At 33.0% G+C, this 5,234-nt stretch carries 7 protein-coding genes; 3 read left to right on the top strand and 4 right to left on the bottom strand.

Annotated elements, in window-relative coordinates:
* The coding region (locus H7K77_RS13935; RefSeq protein WP_186578466.1) for a MarR family winged helix-turn-helix transcriptional regulator at positions 1-311 on the bottom strand (311 nt) is incomplete at its 3' end.
* A gap of 120 nt (positions 312-431) precedes the next feature.
* On the opposite strand from H7K77_RS13935, the gene H7K77_RS13930 reads away from it, so the two are divergent.
* Positions 432-1,034 carry an NAD(P)H-dependent oxidoreductase gene (locus H7K77_RS13930; protein ID WP_186578465.1) on the top strand — a complete coding sequence of 201 codons (603 nt, stop codon included), beginning with the start codon at positions 432-434 and terminating at the stop codon, positions 1,032-1,034.
* Positions 1,035-1,618: 584 nt separating this feature from the next.
* On the opposite strand, the gene H7K77_RS13925 is transcribed toward H7K77_RS13930, so the two are convergent.
* The gene (locus H7K77_RS13925) at positions 1,619-2,014 is read right to left on the bottom strand and encodes a DUF4097 family beta strand repeat-containing protein (protein WP_328701127.1); all 396 of its coding nucleotides are present in this window, start codon (positions 2,012-2,014) and stop codon (positions 1,619-1,621) included.
* A 353-nt stretch (positions 2,015-2,367) separates the two neighbouring features.
* On the opposite strand from H7K77_RS13925, the gene H7K77_RS13920 reads away from it, so the two are divergent.
* Positions 2,368-2,508, top strand: a complete 141-nt coding sequence (locus H7K77_RS13920) for a hypothetical protein (protein WP_186578464.1) — start codon at positions 2,368-2,370, stop codon at positions 2,506-2,508.
* A gap of 267 nt (positions 2,509-2,775) precedes the next feature.
* Here H7K77_RS13920 and H7K77_RS13915 read toward each other — a convergent pair whose 3' ends face one another.
* Entirely contained in the window at positions 2,776-3,363 is a 588-nt protein-coding gene (locus H7K77_RS13915) for a helix-turn-helix domain-containing protein (protein ID WP_186578463.1), read from the bottom strand.
* Positions 3,364-4,122: 759 nt separating this feature from the next.
* Positions 4,123-4,551 carry a MarR family winged helix-turn-helix transcriptional regulator gene (locus H7K77_RS13910; RefSeq protein ID WP_186578462.1) on the bottom strand — a complete coding sequence of 143 codons (429 nt, stop codon included), beginning with the start codon at positions 4,549-4,551 and terminating at the stop codon, positions 4,123-4,125.
* 120 nt (positions 4,552-4,671) lie between these two features.
* Here H7K77_RS13910 and H7K77_RS13905 point away from each other — a divergent pair.
* Positions 4,672-5,234 (top strand): NAD(P)H-dependent oxidoreductase (locus H7K77_RS13905; protein WP_186578432.1); only part of this gene is annotated, 563 nt, incomplete at its 3' end.

Genomic DNA, 5,234 nt, shown 5'->3' with positions numbered 1-5,234 from the left:
TTCATTAGTGCCGTTCCTTTTTCTGTAAGACGAATATCAAACTTGCGGCGATCATTCGGAACAATAATTTTTTCGCATAGTTGGTTTTGGATTAATTTCTTTAACTCACGGCTAGAATTAGGTAAAGATAGATGTAAGCATTCACTGACCTCACTGAGGGTTACAGGTTGGCTAACTGTAATGAACTCTAATATTTTATATTGAACGGTAGTTATGTTTTCAATTCTAATTTCTTTTGTCATATCGTTTGTCACTTGATGTACAGATGTAGTAAATCGAACAAACTGTTGGAAAAGCTCACCTTTGTCCATATAAATCACCTCATTTTACAAAGTATCAAATATATTATCAAAAAACAATTATCAATTGACAACTAAATCGGGTGGATGTTACCCTTTAGTTATCAAATGATAACTAAAGAGGTGTTTTTTATGAATGTTTTAATTGTTTTTACCCATCCCAATCACCAAAGCTTAAGCTACTCATTTTTACAAGGGGTAATTCGAGGGTGTAAGGAAAACCATGCTATCCAAAATGTTCAGGTCTTAGATTTATATGGTGAAAATTTTAATCCAATCCTTACATTTGGGGAGAAGAGTAAGAGAAGAGATATGTATAAAGATCCAGATTTAGAGAACTATCGTAATCAACTATCGTGGGCAGAAAAGATTATTTTTATCTATCCTATATGGTGGGGGAGACCACCAGCTATGTTATTGGGTTATATTGATAAAATTTTTGCTTCAGGATTTGCATACAAAGATAACGGTAAGTTGTTACCAGAAGGTTTGTTGAAGGGTAAATCAGTCGTATGTATTTCTGTAATGAAAGGTCCGACCTTTTATCCCATGTTTTGGCTAAATAACGCACATAAAGTTTTAATGCGTAAAGCATTATTTCAATACGTTGGCATTAAAAAGGTGAAATTTTTTGAGTTTGGGAACATGGAAAATGCAAAGGGGAAGCACCTTGAAAAAATAGAAAGAGTATATAAGTATTTTCAAAAATTGAATAGCCATAGTTTAACATCATAAAATTAATCGCTAGTTGGCGAGAGTGAAATGAGGACATATAGTGAGTTTAGGACGTCGCACCTTCATACAAAAATAATAATTATGCGTGTCAGTATCATCTTTTATTAAAACACACGTCGAGTGTGTGGCGTTGATAGAGTTGAAATTTGTCTAATTAAAATATTATACCGAAACAAAATAAACATTTCCGATTTCCGGGTCTGGATCAATAATTCTCGGGTTTCTTCCAATAAGAGCCCGGGATTTTTTTGCCCTTTTCAATACAAATCAATATCTTTTCAATAGTTCATTCATAATTGATTATGTCTCTATCCCTTGTCAATACGGGGTTTATCCAATGTCAACTTAATCTTATCTTCAATAACAAATCAATACTCATCCAATATTTTTTATCATTTCTCTTGATCTCTTTTCTCCAATATTCTCCCTTCTGTTATTTGAGAAAACTTTATTTTAACTCGAACGGTGGATTGAGGGGGCTGATTTAAGGAGAGTTTATTTTAACGTCATAAAGTTAGAGATGAAGAGCACCAGTATTTGGTGCTCTTTTTCATGTTATAGAAAGAAGTAGTAAGGCTTTTCGTTTAATGGTTAAGTACCTTGATACGGCCCACTCTTGATTTTAAATTCATAGAATGTGAACCGTTATTCGTTTTTGCTACAACCGTACACTTTTGATCGCCGCTAATTTGTACGGGAGCATTAGCAGGAATGTGGATGATTGCCCCTCTATTTCCTCCGTGCACTTTAATGCTGTTTCCAATTTCATGTAAGGACAGTTGGATCATTCCGACAAAGGATTGGATATCGATATTTCCAGTTTTTTTAAAAAAATTAAGATGACATGTACCGTTATCATTTCGTAATTGAAATTGCTGAAATTCAACATCATGGATTTCGACAGTGACTACTTTCGTATTTACTTTCAACGTATTCAGGCTTACATCACGGGTCATAAGCTTACCGGTAGTTTGCTGGATCGAGATACTTTCATGAAAAGAGGAAGAAATACCGACCCATATTTTTGAATTACCGAGCTTAATTAGAGAATATCTAATCTGTTGTTGTTTTTATATACTTCATCATTTTGTTTTAGAGGTTGAGAGGGTCTATTCAATGATATAGCAGCGGAGTAGTGACGAATTGGTTGATAAAAATATAAAATTTGAAAAATCATTAGATAAATTAACTGATAATTATATTTTACTGGTTGGGGCATTCTACCTGAAATTGGAATCAAGATGTTTGTTGTTGGTAAAGCTAAAAGAGGTGTTAGTAAATGAAAAGAAAGAGTTGAGTTAGAAAAGAAAAACTTGAGCAAAGTAAAAAAAGTATGAAACAAAACAAGGAGAGCGATGGAAATGATAATATTATTGATGAAGTCGTTAAACTACGATATAAAGAAATTGAGATTCTGTATAGTCCTACCGAAAATAACAAACAACGAGTATTTGTACCAATTGAAGATGAGTAAAATGTTTGAGTCCTCCTGAAATTAGGGGGTACATCATTATGCAAAATCCAACTATACGCGTTTCAGTATCATCATCCTATCAAAACACATATTGAAGCTGTAGCAAAGATACATTTAAAAGTGTCTAATTAAAACATAAACTACCGATTTACGGGATTAAGAAATCGGAAGAAATAAAGAAATTCTATAGAGAGGCCGGTAAGAGAGGCTTCTAGCCGCAGAGCAAACCACCAGTTCACACTGGTGGTTTTGATTTTATATAAAAAATTATGATAAAATCTGATAATATAAACTAAATTGGGTATCATACCATAGCAGTTTGCTATGTTTCCGTTTCGGGATACGTGTTTGTAAATCCCACTCAGGATACTGTTTTATAATTTGAACTTGATCACCAGTAGCAACAGCAATAAATGATATATAGTGATCTTTTGTCATAGGGTGATCGCTTGAAATAAACCATTCATTATCAATTTCTGTAATTGATAGCTTTTCTTTGTCTGTTGCTTTCTTTGCTGCTAATCGTTCTAATCTTCTCCCACAGCAAGATAGGGTGATATCTCCAGTGGCTAATACAACATTATTACATGACGGACAGACAAAATAATTTGACTTTTTCATATTTCCTCCTACAAATTCATTCGACAATAATTCACCATCTAAAATATTTTCTATATTTACGCCCAATAGGATAGATAAACTTGGTAATAGCGTGACATCTGGACAGCCATACCCACGCTCCCATTTTGAAATCGTTCGATCAGATATGTTCATTTGATCAGCTAATTGTTTCTGTGTCAGCCCTTTTTCTTTCCGTAAATTATAAATTAACTCTCCAACTTTACGATTATCCATCTTTTTTTCCTCCTACTCTATTTTCATCTTAGGGTTTTATATGATTAGAATCAACAAACGCTCCGTAGAGTTAAACATAGGTAGAGTGTACCTATTTTCATTTTGATCCTGTTTTTATGACTGTAATCATTTGACTGATTATAGCTATTATTGGTTTATGGACTCTTCGGACTCTTCCTTATATGGTTAACTATATGGAAAATAGTAATTAGGACTTTTCAAAAGTAATAGCTAATTGTGAAAAAGTACACTTAAAATAATGGGTCGCATAACCTCCCGAATTATTTCTAGGTAGATAATCGCATTAATGAACTAAACTGAAAATGTGGGTACTATTTGACGCTTACATATAGATATATTCAATAAAGGAATAGCCATAGTTTAACGTCATAAAATTAATCGCTAGTTGGCGAGAGTGAAATGTGGACATATAGTGAGTGTAGGACGGTGCACCTTTATACAAAAATAATAATTATGCGTGTCAGTATCATCTTTTTATTAAAACACACGTCGAGTGTTTGGCGTTGATAGAGTTAAAATAGATTGGTATTAATAGGTTAAATGGTTTTTAACTGAAAATTAAAGTGTGTTTTATGTTCCCTCGGACTAATAGTTTGGGGGATTTTCTGCCCCCTGTGGGTTTTACTTTTACATGAAAAAAGTAGAAGTCTATCTTACGGCAATAAGAGTTATAATATAACTTTTTAAAATTAACAAATGATTTCATGATATTTTTCATCTTGGACCTTTCCATTTCACCTATGCAAAAAATTTAGTTTGTAAAATTTTGATTGCCTCTTGAATTTCTTTTAGTTCTGGCTCTGTCAAATTATAAATTCGCTCTTGGAATTTTAATTCAAGCTGTTGAAATACTTTGTTCATTAGTGCCGTTCCTTTTTCTGTAAGACGAATATCAAACTTGCGGCGATCATTCGGAACAATAATTTTTTCGCATAGTTGGTTTTGGATTAATTTCTTTAACTCACGGCTAGAATTAGGTAAAGATAGATGTAAGCATTCACTGACCTCACTGAGGGTTACAGGTTGGCTAACTGTAATGAACTCTAATATTTTATATTGAACGGTAGTTATGTTTTCAATTCTAATTTCTTTTGTCATATCGTTTGTCACTTGATGTACAGATGTAGTAAATCGAACAAACTGTTGGAAAAGCTCACCTTTGTCCATATAAATCACCTCATTTTACAAAGTATCAAATATATTATCAAAAAACAATTATCAATTGACAACTAAATCGGGTGGATGTTACCCTTTAGTTATCAAATGATAACTAAAGAGGTGTTTTTTATGAATGTTTTAATTGTTTTTACCCATCCCAATCACCAAAGCTTAAGCTACTCATTTTTACAAGGGGTAATTCGAGGGTGTAAGGAAAACCATGCTATCCAAAATGTTCAGGTCTTAGATTTATATGGTGAAAATTTTAATCCAATCCTTACATTTGGGGAGAAGAGTAAGAGAAGAGATATGTATAAAGATCCAGATTTAGAGAACTATCGTAATCAACTATCGTGGGCAGAAAAGATTATTTTTATCTATCCTATATGGTGGGGGAGACCACCAGCTATGTTATTGGGTTATATTGATAAAATTTTTGCTTCAGGATTTGCATACAAAGATAACGGTAAGTTGTTACCAGAAGGTTTGTTGAAGGGTAAATCAGTCGTATGTATTTCTGTAATGAAAGGTCCGACCTTTTATCCCATGTTTTGGCTAAATAACGCACATAAAGTTTTAATGCGTAAAGCATTATTTCAATACGTTGGCATTAAAAAGGTGAAATTTTTTGAGTTTGGGAACATGGAAAATGCAAAGGGGAAGCACCTTGAAAAAATAGAAAGAGTATATAA

It is taken from the genome of Aquibacillus kalidii (assembly GCF_014280935.1).
Classification (GTDB): Bacteria; Bacillota; Bacilli; order Bacillales; family Amphibacillaceae; genus Aquibacillus_D; species Aquibacillus_D kalidii.
Note: the sequence above shows the minus strand (reverse complement) of the source record. Positions and strands in the feature narration are given on the sequence as shown.